Annotated in this window: 13 protein-coding genes; 4 read left to right on the forward strand and 9 right to left on the reverse strand. The window is 63.9% G+C overall.

Annotated features, from left to right (window positions below; all coding sequences use genetic code 11):
* Positions 1–23 precede the first annotated feature (23 nt).
* The 3 genes from tssA to HS961_RS13855 are packed head-to-tail and all read left to right on the forward strand — an operon-like array spanning position 24 to position 4,020.
* Complete coding sequence (gene tssA / locus HS961_RS13845) at positions 24–1,043, forward strand: type VI secretion system protein TssA (protein ID WP_182322888.1); 1,020 nt, start codon at positions 24–26, stop codon at positions 1,041–1,043.
* A gap of 29 nt (positions 1,044–1,072) precedes the next feature.
* Positions 1,073–3,226, forward strand: a complete 2,154-nt coding sequence (gene tagH / locus HS961_RS13850; protein WP_182322890.1) for a type VI secretion system-associated FHA domain protein TagH — start codon at positions 1,073–1,075, stop codon at positions 3,224–3,226.
* Positions 3,226–4,020 (forward strand): PP2C family protein-serine/threonine phosphatase, encoded by a 795-nt coding sequence (locus tag HS961_RS13855; RefSeq protein ID WP_182322892.1) that lies wholly within the window; start codon positions 3,226–3,228, stop codon positions 4,018–4,020. Before tagH ends, HS961_RS13855 begins: the two co-directional genes overlap by 1 nt.
* A 71-nt stretch (positions 4,021–4,091) precedes the next feature.
* Here HS961_RS13855 and HS961_RS13860 read toward each other — a convergent pair whose 3' ends face one another.
* The 4 genes from HS961_RS13860 to HS961_RS13875 all read right to left on the reverse strand — a co-directional run bounded on the left by HS961_RS13860 (position 4,092) and on the right by HS961_RS13875 (position 11,178).
* On the reverse strand, positions 4,092–5,564 hold the full coding sequence (locus tag HS961_RS13860; RefSeq protein ID WP_182322894.1) for an efflux transporter outer membrane subunit: 1,473 nt from the start codon (positions 5,562–5,564) through the stop codon (positions 4,092–4,094).
* Positions 5,565–5,585: 21 nt separating this feature from the next.
* A complete protein-coding gene (locus HS961_RS13865; RefSeq protein WP_182322896.1) occupies positions 5,586–8,831 on the reverse strand; it encodes an efflux RND transporter permease subunit in 3,246 nt (1,081 codons plus the stop codon).
* A gap of 23 nt (positions 8,832–8,854) precedes the next feature.
* Complete coding sequence (locus HS961_RS13870; protein ID WP_182322898.1) at positions 8,855–10,105, reverse strand: efflux RND transporter periplasmic adaptor subunit; 1,251 nt, start codon at positions 10,103–10,105, stop codon at positions 8,855–8,857.
* 221 nt (positions 10,106–10,326) lie between these two features.
* On the reverse strand, positions 10,327–11,178 hold the full coding sequence (locus HS961_RS13875) for an alpha/beta hydrolase (protein ID WP_182322900.1): 852 nt from the start codon (positions 11,176–11,178) through the stop codon (positions 10,327–10,329).
* Positions 11,179–11,351: 173 nt separating this feature from the next.
* Between HS961_RS13875 and HS961_RS13880 the strand changes: the two genes are divergently transcribed.
* Positions 11,352–12,266 (forward strand): LysR family transcriptional regulator, encoded by a 915-nt coding sequence (locus HS961_RS13880; protein ID WP_182322902.1) that lies wholly within the window; start codon positions 11,352–11,354, stop codon positions 12,264–12,266.
* 10 nt (positions 12,267–12,276) lie between these two features.
* On the opposite strand, the gene HS961_RS13885 is transcribed toward HS961_RS13880, so the two are convergent.
* From HS961_RS13885 to HS961_RS13905, 5 genes are read right to left on the reverse strand one after another with little or no spacing between them, the layout of a single operon-like run.
* Complete coding sequence (locus HS961_RS13885) at positions 12,277–13,074, reverse strand: (2Fe-2S) ferredoxin domain-containing protein (protein ID WP_182322904.1); 798 nt, start codon at positions 13,072–13,074, stop codon at positions 12,277–12,279.
* Positions 13,067–13,858 carry an ABC transporter ATP-binding protein gene (locus HS961_RS13890; protein WP_182322906.1) on the reverse strand — a complete coding sequence of 264 codons (792 nt, stop codon included), beginning with the start codon at positions 13,856–13,858 and terminating at the stop codon, positions 13,067–13,069. The genes HS961_RS13885 and HS961_RS13890 overlap by 8 nt, the downstream gene beginning before the upstream one ends.
* Positions 13,855–14,901, reverse strand: coding sequence for a FecCD family ABC transporter permease (locus HS961_RS13895; protein WP_412101659.1), 1,047 nt, complete (start codon positions 14,899–14,901; stop codon positions 13,855–13,857). Before HS961_RS13895 ends, HS961_RS13890 begins: the two co-directional genes overlap by 4 nt.
* Positions 14,902–14,957: 56 nt before the next feature.
* A complete protein-coding gene (locus HS961_RS13900) occupies positions 14,958–16,049 on the reverse strand; it encodes an ABC transporter substrate-binding protein (protein ID WP_182322911.1) in 1,092 nt (363 codons plus the stop codon).
* Positions 16,050–16,062: 13 nt separating this feature from the next.
* A complete protein-coding gene (locus tag HS961_RS13905; protein ID WP_238347604.1) occupies positions 16,063–18,093 on the reverse strand; it encodes a TonB-dependent receptor in 2,031 nt (676 codons plus the stop codon).
* Between the last annotated feature and the right edge of the window lie 140 nt (positions 18,094–18,233).

Consider the following 18,233-nt stretch of genomic DNA (forward strand, 5'->3'; position numbering starts at 1 on the left):
AACGCATGTTGTGGGAGCTACAAGTGGAAGATTTCAACATTGGCGTGGACTGGACCCAGCCTGTCTCCGATGCACTGCCGGCCGGCAAGAACACGGAATTCGACACCCTGTACGCGGAGCTGGAAACTGCAGCGATCTACAGCCCAGAGCAACAGTACGGGGACACGGTGATTGCATCGAAGGAGCCCGATTGGCCCCAGGTGCTGGCCTTGGCCAGCGCGCTGTGCGCACAGACCAAAGATGTGCGAATACTGCTTTTGCTCACGCGGGCGCTTACCCGCATGCACGGGCTGCCCGGGCTGCACTACGGTTTGCAAAGCGTCGACACGGTGTGCCAATTATTTTGGACTCAGCTGCATCCGCTGCTGGAGGTGGAAGGCGAAGCCGACCCCCACATGCGCTACAGCGTTTTTTGTGATTTTGGTGACACCAGCAGTTTGGTTGCAGACATGCGACAGAGCGTGGTACTTCCCAGCCACATTGGCGCATTGACCGTCAAAGACCTGGAGCGCTTGTTCGACAGTGGCTCCATCGAGATCAATGGCATCTCCGTCACCACCAGCCAGATTGCGCAGATTTTGGAAGAGCAGCAACACGCTGGCGCTGCGCCGTTGCAGGAGCAATTGGCGCAGATTCTCGCCTTGGTTTCCAGCATCCAGGCACGCTGCCGCGCGCATCTGGGCAGCGACTTTGAACCCGACCTGCAAGCCTTGCGCCGGCCTCTCGAAAAAGTCAGCAAACTGATCCAGCCCGGCGACACGGCAGCAGCGCAAACGGCGCCACTGCAGTCCCAAGAAGAGCACGTTGGCGGGGGCATGGTTGCAACGGCTGGCGACATCCGCTCGCGCAAGGATGCCATTCGCCAGTTGGAGCTGGTTTGCCGCTATCTGGAGCAGCATGAGCCCACCAATCCGGCCCCTTTGTTGATCCGGCGCGCCATCAAAGTCATGGAGATGCGCTTTATGGACATCGTGCGCCATATGGCTCCGGATGGCCTGAACCAGGCGATGTTCATCGCCGATGCAGAGCCTTCTGACAGCTAAACCCCTATTGCACGACGCAAGGATTCGACATGCTTTTGCAGCTCAGCGCCCGCTTGGCGTATGCCAATGGCGCGACCCAGGTGGTGGAACACGTATTTGATCGGCAAGGTGGAACGCTGGGCCGTGACCCGCGCTGCCAGATGGTGCTGCCCGACCCCTTCCGCAGAATCTCCCGCATCCAGGCCCAGGTCATTGTCGAAGATGGGCGCTTTATCTTGCTCAATGCCAGTACCACCAACGCTATCTATGTGGACGACAGGGAGTTGCGGCCCGGGGAGATCTGCCCTGTCGAGACAGGGGCCACTTGGGTGACTGGCAACCACACCATAGTGGTGGAAGGCCTGTCGTATGAGGCCCAAGGGCCAAGCGCGGATGCGGAGGTGATAGTTGCGGCAGCCGCAGGCCCTGCGGCGCCAGAGCTTGAGCAAGTTCAGCCTTCCCCAGCTTGCACTGTAGCCCCCGCAACGCCACCGCAGCCTGCGCTGGCGGCCGCCACCGAGCAGCGCGATGCACCCGGGGCTCAAGTCGCGACAACGGCACCATCGACTCCATCGGTACCTGCGGGGCCATTTGAAGATCTTCTGTCGACCCCTCTGCCTGAGGGCGCATACCAAGCAGCCGCTGGGGCGATCCCCGAAGCTTTGCCAGATGCGCCGCCGCAGGCTTCATCGCCCGGTTTGCCTCTCCCCATTTCTCCAATGGCATTGGCGTCGGAGACGCCTGTACCAGCAGCTGCTGTCGTCGGGTTTATCGGGGCTGATCCGTTTGCAGACTTGCTCGCAACACCTGTCAGCGAACCCGATGCGCTGGCTGTCCAGGGAATGACATTCCAAAGCGCCACAGTGATCCCAGAGGACTTCAATGTATTGGCGCCCAATGGTGCGCCGGAGCGCAACACTGACGACCCTTTGGCGCAGATAGAGAGCGCAGAAGATCTTCCGCAGATGTTCCCCGGGCAATCGATGGACGCCATCTACCAGCCCGGTGACGCTGACATCGCTGTGATGGTGCAAGATCCGTTGGCGTCCAAGCAACACCAACGCCTGATGGATGCCAGCACCCCCGTCGATCCCCTGAAGATGTTTGCAGCATCGCCGCAAAGCGGCATCCTGGAGGTGGATGCCACCGCACCCGGCCAGGCCCTAGATGCTGACCAGGCGATCGGGGACCACCGGGTAGAGGTCGGATCGTATTTCAGGGCGCCTCGGGCTTTTGTAGAAAACGCAGACCGCCGCATACCCAGCGCTGAATCTGCATCTCCAGTTCCTCCCAACGCAGAGGCCTCGGCGGCCCCAAGCGACCAGCTTCCGCTGGACGAAACGAGCGCCGACCATCAGCAACTGATAAGCAGCGAGATCCTCCCCGGTGAGCCAGATGGCGGTGCCGCTCTACCACCAGCGCCCTATTCAGCGGACGTTGGCGATTACCGTGATGGCGGTAGGGCCGAGCCACATGCGCCTGCGGTGGTGCCAGCACCCGCCGAGCCGATTCCGCCAGCGCAGGCAGTCACGGCCAGCATTAATCCACCAAAAATTCAGCCAGAAGCAGCGCAGCACGCGCCCCCGACCAGCGCTGAAGCCAGCACACAGGCACTGTTGGATAGCTTCAAGCGCGGAGCTGGTCTCACCGATTGCCGCTACCCCGAGCAGCTCACGCCTGAGCTGATGTTCATGCTGGGCAAGATGTTGTCGGAATCTGTGCAGGGCTGTATGGACCTGCTGGGCGCCAGAGCGGCAGCCAAGCAAGAAGTCAGAGTGTCAGTCACGTTGATCAACGCCGAGGCCAACAATCCCTTGAAATTTCTGCCCACCGGCTCGTCGGTGCTCGCACAAGTGTTTGGCCCCCGCATGCCGGGGTTTCTGGACGGTCCCAGAGCGATTGCCGATGCCTTCCAGGATCTGCGCAGCCATGAAGTCGCCATGATGGCCGGCACGCAAGCAGCAGTACGCGGTTTGTTCGAGCGTTTTGACCCACGCTATCTGGAGGAGCAGCTACAGGGCCAGGGTCGGGCCAAGGCGTTTTTCAGCAGCCAGCGCGATGCGCGCTTGTGGGCGCTGTACCGCAGCCGTTATGACTGGCTCAAAGACGAGATCAAGAGCCAAAGCCCTGCTGCCTGGGGGGCTGAGTTCCTCAGCGCCTACCAGGCGGAAGTTCAGCACAGCAGCGAAAGCAAGAGCATCTGATGACGCAAAACGCACAAGCGGCCGAGCCCGCACTGGCCTTGATCCACCATTCACAGACCGACCAAGGCGACCGCAGCTACAACGAAGATGCGTTCTGCCATGTGCGAGACCAGCATGTGGTGTCATTCGCGGTGGCCGACGGCATGGGCGGCGCGGCGGGGGGGCTGCGCGCATCCAACTTGGCCATGCAAGCCATACGCAATGCTCCGCTGTCCATGGATCCGGCCGCCTTCCATGCGCAGTTGCTAGCCATATCCAGCCACATACAAGCGCAGCAGCAAGAACACCCCGAATTCAGCAGCATGAGCACTACCCTGGTAGAGCTGCGTATCGACACCCACCGACAACGCGCTATTTGGGCCCATTGGGGCGATTCACGTATTTATTGGTTCCGAGCCAAAGAGCTGATGGCCATGACCAGCGACCACAGCGTCGTGCAGTGTCTGGTGAATGCGGGGCTTCTGTCATCCAATGACGTGGCCACCTACCCCAAGAAAAACGTGCTGCTAGGGGCGGTCGGCACCCAAAGCGAGGTGGGACCCGAGGTTTTGGAGCAGGCCATCGACATCTCCACCGGAGATGCTTTTCTGCTCTGTACCGACGGCATCTGGAATGGCCTCAGCCCTGCGGACATCGAAGCTTCACTCCAGCGGTCAGGCTGTGTGCAGGACTGGATCAGCGACTTGATGGCCACGGTACGGCAGCAGGGGCATGGCGACAATGACAATTTCACTGCCACCGGTGTCTGGATCAACAACGATGGTGAAAACACCTTGCTGCTGCGCAGCGGGTAACGCATCCGGTGCGCCAGGTACAAAAAAAGCAGGCCTCCCGCGAGAGGCCTGCTTTTATGGGCAGCGGGCGTTTAACCAGCCGCCACCGGCGCACTATCCCAGCTGCCGCCCAACGCGCGGATCAGCGCAATGGTGGCGGTGTACTGGGCCGTTCGCACTTGCAGCGCCTGGCGGCGGTTGCGCAGTTCGTTGCGGCGGGCGTCCAGCAGCTCCAGCTGGCTGACCAGGCCGTTGCGGTAGCGCACATCAGAGAGGTGCGTGGCCCGCTCGGCCGACTGCACGGCCTGGCCCAGCACGGTGGCCTGGCCTTGCAGCAGGCGCAGGCTGCTCAGCTGGTCTTCCACCTCGCGAAAGGCGCCCAGCACCTGGCCGCGTTGGGCGGCCACTGCCGCTTCCAGCCGGGCTTTTGCGCCCTCTTCCTGCGCTTCGCGCTGGCCGCCATCAAACAGCGGCAGCGACAGCAGCGCGCCCAGGCCCCAGGAGCGGGCCGACCATTTGAACAGGTCGCCCAGGTCCGGCGATGCAAAACCTCCATTGCCGGTTAAGGTGATCGCCGGGAACCAGGCCGCTTGCGCTACGCCCACGCGGGCCTGCGCAGCCAGCACACTGGCTTGCGCGGCCGACACATCGGGCCGGCGGGCCAGCACGGTGCCGGGCACGCCTGCGGGAATCACCGGCAGACGCACGTCGCCTTGCGCAGCGGGCAGCACAAAGCCGGTGGCCACCTCGCCGACCAGCACCGCCAGCGCATTGCTCAGGGTTGCTTGCTGGCGTTCCAAGCCCAGGGCCTCGGATTCGGTGGCCGACACCTCGCTTTGCATGCGCACCACCTCCAGCTCGGCAGCATCGCCAGCGTCAAAGCGACGCTGGATCAGGCGCAAAGTGTCGCAGTAGGCAGACAGGCTTTGCTGCACCAGCTGCTGCTCGGTTTGCAGCGCACGCAGCTGCAGATAGGTCTGCGCCACATCGGACTGCACCATCAGCCGCGTGCTTTGCAGCAGGGCTGCGCGCGCATCGGCATCCAGCTGTGCGGCCTGGCTGGCCTGCGAGAGGCGGCCAAACAGATCCACCTCGTAGGACAGGTTGAGGCCAGCCGTTACCAAGGTGGCCGGCTGCAAACCATTGCTGGTGTTGGCACCGGCCTGGCGCGCCACGCCGCCGCCAACGCCGACCTGCGGCATACGCTGGGCGTCGGCCGAGCGCAGCAGCGCCCGGGCCTCTGCCAGTCGGGCTGCTGCCGTCTGCACATCGGTGTTGGCATCGGCAGCGCGTTCGACCAGCTGGGTCATCTCGGCATCGGCAAAGGCCAGCCACCAGGCGCCACGGGCCTGGGCCTCGGCCGGGGCGGCCGTGGTCCAGGAGGCCTGGTCCTGCGGTGTGCTGAAAGCGGCAGGCACCGGCACACCAGCGTTTTGCACAGCAGGTGGCAGGGCCGTGGCGCAGCCGGCCAGCAGCAAGGCGGCGGCTAAGGGCGTCAGCAGTTTCCAGCGCAGGCCCCGGCCCAAGCGGGCCTGGCCGACTTTGGCGTTGAAAGAAAGAGTCATTTTTTGCATGTTGTTCTTCTCTTATTCGTCATGTCCGCGCGCAGCGGCCAAGATGGGTTGGCCCGAGCCGCCACCATGCACAGGTGCAGGCACCGGCGCCGTGATCGGGGCCACATGGGCACCGTGTTGCTTGAGCGGGCGGTTGCCTGCCAGCTTGCGCAGCAGCACATAGAACACGGGGGTCAGGAACAGGCCGAAGGCGGTGACACCAATCATCCCGGCGAACACGGCGATACCCATGGCACTGCGCATTTCTGCGCCGGCACCCTTGGACAGCACCAGGGGCAGCACACCCATGATGAAGGCCATCGAGGTCATCAGGATGGGGCGCAGACGCAGGCGGCTGGCCTCAATCGCGGCTTGCACGGGGGTGCGGCCGGCAAATTCCAGCTCACGGGCAAACTCCACAATCAAGATCGCGTTCTTCGCCGATAGCCCCACCAGCACCACCAAGCCGATCTGGGTGAAGACATTGTTGTCCCCGTTGGACAGCCAGACACCGGTCATTGCGGCGAGCAGGCCCATCGGCACGATCAGCACAATCGCCAGAGGCAGGGTCAGGCTTTCATACTGCGCAGCCAGCACCAGGAAGACCAAGAAGATCGCCAAGGGGAAGACCAGCGCGGCAGAGTTACCGGCCAGGATTTCCTGGTAGGTCAGCTCCGTCCACTCAAAGCTGATGCCTTGGGGCAAGGTCTCGGCAGCAATGCGCTCCACCGCTTCGCGGGCCTGGCCCGACGAGAAGCCAGGGGCCGGGCCGCCATTCACGTCAGCCGACAGGAAGCCGTTGTAGCGCATGGCACGCTCGGGTCCAAAGCTGGGTTCCAGCTTCATCAGTGCCGACAGCGGCACCATCTCGCCGGTGGTCGAACGTACCTTCAGAGCGCCTACATCTTCAGCACGAGCACGGAAGCCCGCATCCGCCTGCACCCGCACGCTGTAAGTGCGGCCAAACTGGTTGAAGTCATTGGCATACAGGCTGCCCAGGTAGATCTGCAGGGTCTCGAAGATGTCGGTCACCGGAACACCCAGTTGGCGCGCCTTGGTGCGGTCGATATCGGCGAACAGCTGCGGCACATTGACCTGCCAGCTCGAGAAGATTCCCGCCAGCTCAGGCGTCTGGTAGGCCTTGGCCATGAAGGCCTTGACCGCGCCGTCCATCGCTTCGTAGCCGAGCGAGGCCCGGTCTTCGATCTGCAGCTTGAAGCCGCCCGTGGTGCCCAGGCCCGACACCGGTGGTGGTGGGAACATGGCGATGAACGCGTCCTGGATCTGGCCAAACGCCTGGTTCAGCTGCCCTGCCACGGCACCACCGCTTTGGTCGGCGCGCGTGCGCTCAGCAAAGGGCTTGAGCGATACAAACACGATGCCGGAGTTCGAGCTGTTGGTGAAACCATTGATCGACAGACCGGGGAAGGCAATGGCGTCGGCCACATTGGGGTTCTCTTTGACGATCTCGCCCATGCGCTTGATGACGTCTTCGGTGCGGTCCAAGGTGGCGCCATCGGGCAGCTGGGCAAAGCCGACCAGGTACTGCTTGTCCTGCGCGGGCACAAAGCCGCCGGGCACCATGTGGAACAGGCCCCAGGTCGCGCCGACCAGCACCAGGTAGACCACAAACATGCCGGTCTTGTGGCTGATCACGCGGCGCACACCGCCGCTATAGGCTTCGGAGCCGCGGTGGAACACGCTATTGAAGCGGCGGAAAAAGCCACCCAGCACGCGGTCCATGCCCCGGGTCAGCGCATCCTTGGGCTCATGGTGGCCCTTGAGCAGCAGCGCTGCCAAAGCCGGCGACAGGGTCAGCGAGTTGATGGCCGAGATCACCGTGGAGATGGCGATCGTTACCGCAAACTGCTTGTAGAACTGGCCTGTCAGGCCGCTGATAAAGGCCAGCGGCACAAACACCGCCACCAGCACCAGCGCAATCGCAATGATGGGGCCCGAAACTTCGCGCATCGCCTGGTAGGTGGCCTCGCGCGGGCTCAACCCGGCTTCAATGTTCCGCTCTACGTTCTCGACCACCACAATCGCGTCATCGACCACGATACCGATGGCCAGCACCAGCCCGAACAGGCTGAGCGCATTGATGGAAAAGCCCAGTAGGTGCAGCACCGCAAACGTACCCACCACCGACACCGGCACAGCCAGCAGCGGAATGATGGAAGCGCGCCAGGTTTGCAGGAACAGAATCACCACTACCACCACGAGCGCAATGGCTTCAAGCAAGGTGTGGATCACCGAGTCGATGGAGGCGCGCACAAACTGGGTCGGGTCATAGGCAATGCGGAACTCCACGCCTTCGGGCATGTTCTTTTGCAGCTCGGCCATGGTGCTGCGCACATTGGCCGAGATCTCCAGCGCATTGGATCCTGGCGCTTGGAACACGCCCATGCCGACGGCTGGCTCGTTGTTCAGCAGCGAGCGCAGCGAATAATCAGCTGCACCCAGCTCCAGGCGGGCAATGTCGCGAAGGCGCGTCACCGCACCGTCCGCACCGGTCTTGACGATGATGTCGCCAAACTCTTCGGTGCTCGACAAACGGCCTTGGGCATTGATCGACAACTGGGTATCCACGCCAGGCAGACCCGGCGATGCACCCACCACGCCGGCGGCGGCTTGCACGTTCTGGCCACGGATGGCGGCCACCACATCGCTGGCCGACAGGCCGCGTTGCGCCACCTTTTGCGGGTCCAGCCAGGCGCGCATCGAGTAATCGCCACCGCCAAAGATCTGCACCTGGCCTACGCCCTGGATACGCGCGAGGCGGTCCTTGACGTTGAGCACGGCATAGTTGCGCAGGTAGTCGATGTCATAGCGGCCGTTGGGCGACACCATGTGTACCACCATGGTGATGTCCGGCGAGCTCTTGATGGTCGTCACGCCCAGACGCCGCACTTCTTCTGGCAAGCGCGGCTCTGCTTGGGAGACGCGGTTTTGCACCAGCTGCTGGGCCTTGTCCGGGTCGGTGCCCAGCTTGAAGGTCACGGTCAGGGTCATCACACCATCGGTGGTGGCCTGGCTGCCCATGTAGAGCATGCCTTCCACACCGTTGATGGATTCTTCCAGCGGAGTGGCCACCGTCTCGGCAATCACCTTGGGGTTGGCGCCAGGGTACTGGGCGCGCACCACGACGGATGGCGGCACGACCTCGGGGTATTCCGAGATCGGCAGGGTTCGCATGGCGATCAGCCCTGCCAGAAAGATCAGCACCGACAACACACCCGCAAAAATCGGGCGGTCGATGAAAAATCGGGATAAATTCATACGCTTGGCTTTTTGTTATCGGTTTAGGCGGCGGGCTTGGAGCCATCGTTGGCTGCCTGCTGCGCTTCGCCCTTGAGCTCGGATTTGTTGGTCATGGGCACATCCTGCGGTGCCACCACAGCGCCGGGGCGCACGCGCTGCAGGCCATTGACCACAATGCGCTCTCCCGCCTTGAGGCCTGAGGTCACCAGACGCAGGCCTTCAAACGGCGCACCCAGCTGCACTTCGCGGTACTCGGCCTTGTTGCCCTCGCCCACCACCAGCACAAACTTCTTGCTCTGGTCCGTGCCCACGGCCCGCTCGTTGATCAGCAGGGCCTGCTGGCTATGGGGCTGGCCCATGCGCACGCGGGCAAACTGGCCGGCCATCAGCGCGCCATCGGCGTTGTCAAACACCGCACGCACCCGCACCGTGCCGCTGCGCGCATCCACCTGGTTGTCAATCAACTGCAGGTGGCCGTTGTACGGCGTGGCGCCGCTGGTGCCCACCCCCATCTGCACGGGAATGCTCTCGATCAGCGCGCGGGCGCTCTTGCCTTGGCGCAGGCCTTGCAGGGCGTTGGTGACGATCTGCTCGTCCGCATCAAAACTGGCATACATCGGATTGACGGAGACCAAGGTGGTCAGCACCGGCGCGCCGGCGCCGGCGCTCACCAGGTTGCCCACGGTCACATCAATACGGCCCATGCGGCCTGCCACCGGTGCGCGCACCTGCGTGTAGCCCAGGTTCAACTTGGCCGTCTGCAGCGCGGCCTGGGCAGCGCGCAGGTTGGCGTCCGCTTCGCGGCGTGCATTGGTCCGCTCGTCCAGCTCCTTTTGCGCAATAGCGCGCTCTTCCCACAGGCGGGCGGCGCGTTCAGCTTCGCTTTGCGAGTAACCCATGCGGGCCTTGGCCGCCACCACCTGGGCTTCGGCGCGGTCAACTTCGACCGCAAAAGGTGCCGGATCTACCGTGAAGAGCAGATCGCCCGCCTTGACCAGCGCGCCTTCCTTGAAGTGCACCGCATGCAGCGCGCCGGCCACACGCGGGCGCACATCCACGCGCTGCACCGCTTCGAGCCGGCCAGAGAATTCATCCCAGAGCTGCACGTCTTTTTGCAGCACCTGGGCGACGGAGACGGGCATGGCCGGTGGCGCTGCGGCTTCGGCCGGCGCACTGGCGTGCGAGCTTTGCAGGCCCAGCGCCGTGCCGCCTGCGGCCACGACGGCAGCGGCCAGGCCGACGGCGGTCCACCAGCGGCGTTGAGGGGAGTAAGTCATTTTGTTGTTGCTCATGGCCAAGTCCTGATGTGTGCGTGAATAGTTTTTGAGGTTTCTTGCGGCAACGGCATGCCCCAGCGGCCCGTAAAGCCGGCCGACAGAAATACCTTGTCCATTCAGACAATGCGTTGCGAGAAAGCGTTTTTGAAGGGTGGTGAAGGCGCAGCTGCCCGCCGCCGCTCCCCGGGCTTTACCGGAGGGTGGCGCCGCTCTTGCTTTGCGCTTCGTTCAGGGGATCAGGCTTGCGCCCGACATCGGGATGTCTCGAAGAAAATTGCCAGTTGTTCCAGCACCGCCCCGGCACAGGGACAGCTCTCGGGAGGCCGAGGCTCCAGCAATGCATCGGGCCACTGTTGCGCGACCTTGAACACATGCTGCTGCACCAGATGGCCCGCTGCCTGCAGGCGGCTGGCATACGCCAGCGCCTCGTCGTGCATCGGGTCTTCATCGCCCACCATGATGAGCGTAGCCGGCAAGCCCGCCAGGCGCTGTGCCATCGCAGGCACGGCGTAGGGGTGGATGCCGTCATAGGTGCAGCCCAGGAACTTGCTCCAGCCCTCGGCCCATTTGCATTCCGTTGCGTCGCCATTGGCAGCGCGAAGCGATGCCGTGCCGGCGCAGGGATTGAGCATGGGTGAGAGCAGGATTTGCCCTGCCAGCGGTGGATGGCGTTGATCACGCGCCATCAAGCACACGCCGGCAGCCAGGTTGGCGCCCGCCTCCTCGCCAGCCACATACATCGGCGCACCTTTGCCGGCAAGGCGTGTGCGATGTTTGTAGCTCCACTGGAGCATTTCATATCCGATCTCCAATGGACGCGGAAATGGATGCTCAGGCGAGAGCGGGTACGCCACCGACACCACACGCGCACCTGCTGTTGCCAACAGACCCGCTACGGTGCAACCACTGTCCAGGTCACCATCCACAAAAGCGCCGCCATGAAAATGCAGCACCAAGGGTGAAGGCTCGCCCGACTTGCCTTTGCTACCGTACAGACGCACGGCCACCGACTCGCCCGACGCCGTCGGAGCGACGGTGTCGATGAAGTCAGGAGCCGGTGAACTGTTTTTTACGGTGGTGTTAGACATAAGCTAGCCCGGTGGTAAGTAGGCATGGGTAAATGTAGTTGCGATGCTGCAACCGATCAATCCGCAAATTATGGCCGCACTATTTCCAAAACAGGAACAATGGCGTGATCTTTGGCATGTGAGAATCCACCTACTTTTGGCGCGCGCGTGCGCGCTGGTGCAAGGAGAGCGGGATGGACCAGATACAGGCAATGCGGGTTTTCGCACGGGTGGTGGAGTCGGGCACATTTACGCTCGCCGCGACCACCTTGCAGCTGCCCAAGGCCAGCGTGACCAAGCATGTGCAGGCGCTGGAAGACCGGCTGCGGGTCAAGCTGCTCAACCGCACCACCCGCCGCGTGACCGTGACCACCGATGGCGCCGCCTACTACGACCGCGCCGTGCGGCTGCTGAGCGATTTTGATGAGCTCGAAGCCAGCATGAGCCAGGTGCGCGCCACGCCACGCGGCCGCCTGCGTGTCGATGTCGGCACCTCCATCGCACGGATGCTGATCATTCCGCAGCTGGCCTCCTTCCAGGCGCGCTACCCCGATATCCAGATCGACCTGGGCGTGACCGACCGCACCGTGGACCTGATTGCCGACAATGTGGACTGCGTGATCCGGGGCGGCGAGTTGAGCGACCAGTCGCTGGTGGCGCGCCGCGTGGGCAATCTGGAGTTCTTGACCATGGCCTCGCCCGCCTACCTGCAGCGCCATGGCACGCCCCAGCATCCGCGCGATCTGGAAAATGGCCACAACAGTGTGATTTTCTTCTCACCCGTCGCCCAGCGCCGCTATCCGCTGGAGTTCCAGCAGAACGGCGAGATCGTCGAGATTGCCAACCCCTCGACCCTGGCCGTCAACGAGGCCAATGCCTATACCAGCAGCTTGCTGGCCGGGCAGGGTGTCGGCCAGATCACCAGCTACCAGGCCCGCGAATATTTGCAGAGCGGTGAGCTGGTGCAGATCCTGCCGGAGTGGACCCAGCCTTTGCTGCCGGTCTATGTGGTCTACCCGCCCAACTCCCATTTGAGTGCCAAGGTGCGGGCCTTTGTCGATTGGGTGGTAGAGATTTTTGCGGCCGATCCGCTGCTGCAGTGCAAATAGCGCACTGCGCTTATTGGTCTGGATCGCTGCCGGGCGGAGGCACCTGGAGCGTATGCACCCGGTGGGCCGCACAGGCCTCGCTGCCTTCGATATGGCTCTTGAGCACCGGCACCAGGCTGTCTTCATCGAGCTTGCCGTACCAGACGCCTTCGGGATAAACGATCATCAGCGGCCCCTGGTTGCAGGGGTACTGACAGCTGGTCTGCAGCAGCTGCAACTGCTGCTTGAGGGGCGCACTGGCCTGCACCGCTTGGCTGAGCCGGGGCCATAGCGCTGCGGCACCCTTGGCCACGCAGCGCGGCCCCATGCACCACAGCACATGACGCTGGTGGGCGGGCACCGTGCTCCAGGCCACCGGGTCGTTTTGCCAGCCCTCTTCGCCCTCCTCGGCCACCACATCCGGCTGTGCCGTGGCGAGTGCCAGGTGGTTCAGCAAGGCAGGCACCAGGCCATCCCACTGCAGCAGCGGCTGCGCAAATACCAACTGGGGCCGGGCATGCGCAGGCTGGCTGGCCAGCCAGCGCCTGGCAACCTTTTGCAGCCAGCGACGCAGCGCGGGCTCATCGGGCACCATCGTGGGTTGGATGACGATGGTCTGCTGCGCCAGATCGGCCGGCGCAAGCGCAGCGCACAGACTGTCCAGCGCCTCGGGCAAGGCTGGCTGGTTGCGGTCCACAAAGGCCAGCTGCATCGGCAAGAGTGGGTCTGCCTGCTGGCAGGCCTGCAGCAAAGCCTGCAATTCGTTCTTGGCCGCCGACCCCAGGCCGCCCCGGCCCAGCAGCAATAAGGCATCGGGTTGGTTAGCCACGGGGTTTGTCCATCCAGTAGCTGACACGGGCCTTGTCCAGTCGCGGATGGCGGTCCACCTGTGACTCCACCTGGAACACCCGCGCAATGGTGGCGGGCGTCAGCACCTGCTCGGGCGTGCCCTCGGCCTCAATGCAGCCGTTTTGCATTACATAGATGCGGTCGCAGAACTGCGCCGCCAGGTTCAGGTCGTGCACTACGATCAGCACGGTGCAACCCGAGGCGCGCACCAGGCTCAGCAGCTCCAGCTGGAACTGGATGTCCAGGTGGTTGGTGGGCTCGTCAAGAAACAGCAGCTGCGGCTGCTGGGCCAGCGCACGGGCCAGCAGCACGCGCTGGCGCTCGCCGCCCGAGAGGGAAGACAGGGGATGGTCCACCAGGTTGCTGGCCCGCACCTGTGCCAGGCAGGCGCTGACGATGGCCTTGTCCTCGGCGCTGTCGCGCGCCCAGCGCGACTGGTGCGGCAAGCGGCCCATCATCACCAGTTCCTGCACTGTGCAGTCAAAGCCCAGGCCGGTATCCTGGCCCAGCACGGCAGCCTGCTGCGCAAACTGCCGGGAGCTCATCTGCCAGATATCGCGGCCTTGCAGTTCTATGCGGCCACCGGCCTGGGGCTGCAGCACGCGGTAGAGCATGCGCATCAGGGTCGATTTGCCGCAGCCATTGGGCCCCACCAGGCCGACACATTCGCCCTGCGCCACCTGCAGGCTGGCCTGGCGCACGATCGGTGTGGCCTGGGCGCCGTGGCCGGCCGTCCAGGACAGTTGCTTGGCCTTCAGCATCATGCGCTGCCTCCCGGCATCGCCGTGGTGCGGCGCCACAGCATCCAGATAAAGAAGGGCCCGCCTATCAGCGAGGTGATGACGCCCACCGGCAGCTCGCTCGGCGAAAACCAGGTGCGTGCGGCCAGATCGACCAATACCAAAAAGCTCGCCCCCATCAAGGCACTGACGGGCAAAACACGGCGGTGGTCACTGCCCACCAGCATGCGGGTGATATGGGGAATGACCAGGCCGACAAAACCGATGGCACCGCTGACCGCCACCATGGTGCCGGTCAACAGCGACACCACGACAAACAGCTGCAGGCGCAGGCTGGCGGTGTTCAGCCCCAGGGTGGCGGCGCCCTCGTCGCCAACCAGCAAGGCATTGAGCTGGCGGGCGCAGAGCAGCAGCCACAGCAGGCCCAGGCCCAGCACGGCAGCTGGCAGGCCCAGCGCGCTCCACTGTGTGGCTGCCAGGCTGCCCAGCGTCCAGGTCAGCAAGGCATTGGCCAGCTCGCGCTGGCCGGCAGTCAGTGTTATCAGGCTGGTGATCCCCATCAGCATGTAGCCAATGGCCACGCCGCTCAAGATCAGCCGGGTCGCATGCAGGCGCCCCTGTTGCTGTGCCAGCGCATAGACCAGGGCCGTGGCCAGCAGTGCACCGATAAAGGCGCCTGCGGTGATCGCATAAATGCCTGCCATCGCGAAGCTGCCATAGGCCAGCACCGATACCGCCCCCACCGACGCGCCGGAGGACACACCGAGCATATAGGGATCGGCCAGCGGGTTGCGCACCATCGCCTGCATCACCACGCCCACCACCGCCAAGCCCGCGCCGACAAGGGCTGCCAGCAGCACCCGGGGCATGCGCACCATCCAGACAATCTGGTAGTGCTGCTGGCTGATGCCGCCCTGCCCCGCATCGGCTTGCCAGCCGCCGCCCAGCAACTGCTGGCTGACGACGGACCATACGGTGGAGGCATGCAGCGATGCCGAGCCCCAGGTGATGGCGGCCAGACCGCTGGCGAGCAGCAGCGCCAAAAGCAGCAACAGGCATAGCGCCAAAGACCAGGGCTTGCGCCGCTGGCGATCATGCTGGCCGTCGCAGCCAGGCGCATGGCTCACTGCTTGGACTCCACAGCCGGCAGCCAGGGAACCGGGTCCACGGTGATGCCGCGATCAGCATGCAAGGCGGCAGCGAGGCGCTGCGCCACATTCACATTGCGCGGCCCGGGCGTTGCCTCGGCATAGCTCATCACAAAAAAGCGCTGGTCGCGGATGGCAGACACGCCTGCCAGCTCAGGCTTGGCCCGCAGAAAATCGATCTTGCCCTGGGCGCTGGGCCGGCCGTAGTCGATGATGATGATCCACTCGGGGTCGCGGGTGATTACATCCTCCCAATTGCCCTTGGGCCAGTTCGTGGGGATGTCGCCAAAAATATTGCTGCCGCCGGCAGCATCCAGCATGGCCTGGGGCATGCCAAAGCCGCCTACCGTGGTGGGGATCTTCTCGCCACTGTCAAACACAAACACCCGCGGCTTCTCGGTATTGCCCTGCATCTGCGCGGCCAGCTGGTCGATGGAGGCTTGGAGCTTGGCAATTTGCTGCTGCGCCTGGGGCTCGATGTCAAAAATACGCGCCACATTGCGCAGGTCCGCCAAGGTGTCGGCCAGCGCCACACGCTCGCGCTTTTGCACGTGGATGCAGGACTCGGACAGCACATAGCTGGCCACGCCATGCTTGGCCAGCAGCTCCGGCGTCACCCCAGCGGGGCGAAAGCCATAGCTCCAGCCACCAAACACAAAGTCGGCGCGGGCGTCCAGCATATTTTCCAGATTCATATCCTGCGACGACAGCTTGGGCACCTGCGCGAACTGGTCCTTCAGCGCCGGGCTGATTTCCTTTTGCGACGGTATCCCCGAGTAGCCCACCAGCTTGGGTCCCAGGCCCAGGAAGAGGAACATCTCGGTGATGTTCACATCGTGGGTGATGGCGCGCTGCGGCACCCGGTCATAGCGCTGGGGCTGGCCGCAGACATCGATCACCAGAGGGGTGGCCAGCAGGCCTGGGTCGGCCGCAGGCGCAGCAGCCACAGCAGCCGGTGCTGTGCTGCTGGCTGCGCCCTGCCCTGCGGGCGGGTCACAACCCAGCAGTGCGACAGCGGCCGCCGCCGCCAACGCATGTTGAAAGTGCCTAATCGCGCGTCGTGTCATGCCAGGGCCTTGCTCAGAAACGCAGATGTGCCATCAGCTCAAAGCTGCGGCCGTTACCCATCAGCCATTGCGAGCCGTAGGACGAGGCAGCATAGCGCTTGTTGGCGAGGTTGCGGCCCACGAGGTTCAAGGTGGTGCTGCGGTTCAGGTTCCAGCCCAGGACCGCATCGGCCACCGTGTAGGCCGGCAGCTGCGCGGTATTGGCATTGTTGGTGTAGCGGCTGGCGACATGGCGCAGGCCCAGCGAAGCACGCCAATCGCCCGTTTGGTAATGCGCCCAGGCATTGGCGGTGTAGCGCGGTACGTTGGCCGGCTGGTTGCCAGCGCGGTCAATGGCGGTGGCGCCTTCCAGCAGCTCATCAAACTGCGCATCCACATAGGCCAGATTGCCCTCAAAGCGCCAAGACTTGGTCGCCCGCCAGCTGCCCGCCAGCTCAATGCCCGTGGACGACTGCTTGCCGCCCTGGATCGACAGCGCCGGCCGGTCCGGATCGCGGGTGATGATGTCTTTCTTGCGGATGTCGAAGACCGCCAGGGTCCACTCGCCCTGGTCGTTGGGCAGTTGTTGCTTGATTCCCACTTCCACCTGGCGGCCCTTGCTCAGGGTAAAGCCGGTTTGCGACTGCGTCAGCGACAACAGGCTGTTGACGGGGTCATGGCCGGTGCTGACCTGGGCGTAGACGCTGGTGTTCTGGTCCAGCTTGTGGGTCAGGCCCAGGCGCCAGGATGTGCCTCCCAAGGTCTTGTCAAAACGCGCCTGGCTGAGTAGATCCATGCGGTCAAAGTCATACAGGTCACGGCGCACACCGCCCATCAGCAGCCACTGCTCGCCCAGCTTCCAGGCGTCTTCCAGGTAGAAGGCGTTCTGGCGGATGCGCGAGGTCATGCGCGGCTTGTAAGGGTCCGGGCTGTCCCAGTAGCCACTGGTGCCACCGTTCAGCGGCACATCGGATTCGCCGGTATAGGGCGAGCTGTTGAGCGCGGTGAACTTGGCCTGCGACACATCCCAGCCCATCGCAATCTCATGCTGGCCGGGCTTGAATACGGCGCCCAGGCGGTTGCCGCTTTGCTCCAGGTCGTGGCCGATCTCCAGGTAGTCGTAGCGGTGAACCGTGCGCGTGCTGGCATCGTAGTCATAGCCTTCGATGTTCTTCCAATGGCGGTCGGCCTTCATATGGTAGGTCTCGTTGCGCAGCACCAGCGCGTCGCTCACATTCCACTCGGCCTTCAGCTTGTAGCGCTGGTCCTTGTAGTGGATGTCGCTGTCAAGAAAGTTGAAATTGCGGTCGCGCAGCGCCGCCACCGGCTTGCCATCCACCACCGGGGTGCCAAAGTAGCGCTCGGGCCGTTGGTCGCTGACGTCGGCCGTCAGGTCCAGGCGCAGATCGCTGTTGGCCTGCCAGCGGATGGCGCTCATCAGCTTCTTGCTGTCGCTATTGCCCAGTTGGCGTTCGCCATCCGTGCGATCACCGTAGACATCCAGGCGGTAGCTCAGGCTGTCACTCAGTGCGCCGGTGGTGCCCAGGCCCGCACGGGCCGTGCCATGGGAGCCAGCGCCCAGCAAGACTTCGGACGAGGTAGTGCGACTGGGCTCCTTGCGCACCGCGTTCACGGTGGCGCCCATGGTGCCGCTGCCATACATCAGCGATGCCGGGCCGCGCAGCACATCAAAGCGCTCATAGCCCCAGCTGGAGTTGGGATAGGCGACAGTGCCCGCCGCCACGCCCAGGGTCAGACCGTCTTCGGCCACGCCCACCGAGTTGACGCCGGTAAAACCCCGACTGGAGAACGACAGCCCGCCATTGCCGGGCGTGCCGTTGGCACTCAGGCCCACGCTGCGGCCCACGGCATCGACCACCTCATAGTCGGCACGTTCCTGGATCTGCACGGCCGAGACCGAGCTCACGCTGGCAGGCAGGTCCTGCAGCGGTACGGCAAGCTTGCTGGCGGAGGTGGAAGGAAGCTTGAGCGCATTGGGCTCGCTGCGCTTGTCGGTCACCACCACTTCGGGCAGCGAGGCCTCTTGCGCATGGGCCACCGCCATGCCCAAAGCAGGCAAGCACAAGACACAGGAGCCGCCGATGCGGCGGAGAGCGGAAGAAAGCCGTACGGCTGCCAAGAGCCGGTTTTTCGGAAAAGGAACTGCAGTCATGTCAACAAAAGGCGCTAACTGCCTGATGCGGT

The sequence above is a fragment of the Comamonas piscis genome (assembly GCF_014109725.1).
GTDB classification, from domain to species: domain Bacteria; phylum Pseudomonadota; class Gammaproteobacteria; order Burkholderiales; family Burkholderiaceae_C; genus Comamonas; species Comamonas piscis.